This window comes from Bacillus sp. JST-5, from assembly GCF_057747715.1.
In genome coordinates, this window is sequence record NZ_JBYLHW010000163.1 from 1 (window position 1) to 923 (window position 923).

Below are 923 nucleotides of genomic sequence, written 5' to 3' on the forward strand. Positions count from 1 at the left end.
ACTGCATATACATAGTTTTCTTCACTACCATAGCCTGCATCCGCAATAACTGTTTGGGGCATCGGTAATGAAGTGGAGGCTAGCTTCTCCATATGCGGGATAAAGCAACGTGTATCGGTCGGTCGTTGATGAATGGTATAAAACAAGATAAACTGATTCTCTGTCCCCATTTGCACGTTGTATCCGGGCTTGAGCTGACCGTTTTTCATATGGTCTTCTTTCATGCGCATGAAGGTTGCGTCTTTGTCTGTTTTCGAGTAGCTGTTACGGTCACCGAACATTTCCTTTTGTTCTTTGTATCTTGCCATTCGGGGCAGGAAATCTTCCCGAATTTGTTTCACCGATTTCTTTAATTGACTGCGTTTTTTTCGCTTCTCTTTCCGAATGGATGTATCGGTCTCCTTTTCGATTTCTTCCGTTAGCGTTTCAACTTTTTCTTCTATTTCTTTTGCGATTTCCTCCAGGTTTTGTTCGGTGATCTCTGTATGTTGATCGCTTTCCTTTTGCCCTGTTCCGGCTTCTAATTGGGTTAATTCATGAATGTGCTTTAGTGTTTCTTGGATTTTTTCTTTTAATTTCTCTTCGAATTTCAAAGTGGATTTTTTCCACACAAAAGAATACTTATTGGCATTGGCTTCGATCTTAGTGCCATCCAAAAAGTAGTTTTCCATCGTGATGTAATGTTCTTTTATCAATTTGAGAATCATGACTTCAAAGAGCTCATCCATGAAAGCTTTCATCCGTTCCCCTCGGAACTCATTAATGGTGCGAAAATCTGGTTGTTGCATTGCTGAAAGCCACATGGCAGGAATATTTTCTTTAACGAGTTTTTCGATTCCTCGGCAGGAATAAACCTTTTGAGAATAAGCATACAGAATGATTTTCAGCATCATTTTGGGATGATAGGAACTTCTGCCGCCGCC

The 923-nt window shown here is 40.5% G+C and carries 1 protein-coding gene and 1 pseudogene; both read right to left on the reverse strand.

Annotation, left to right across the window (positions count from 1 at the left end):
* The coding region (locus AC3ASS_RS14365) for a transposase (RefSeq protein ID WP_488284169.1) at positions 1–788 on the reverse strand (788 nt) is incomplete at its 3' end.
* 21 nt (positions 789–809) lie between these two features.
* Positions 810–893: pseudogene (locus AC3ASS_RS14370) on the reverse strand (hypothetical protein); the annotation flags it as partial.
* Positions 894–923 lie beyond the last annotated feature (30 nt).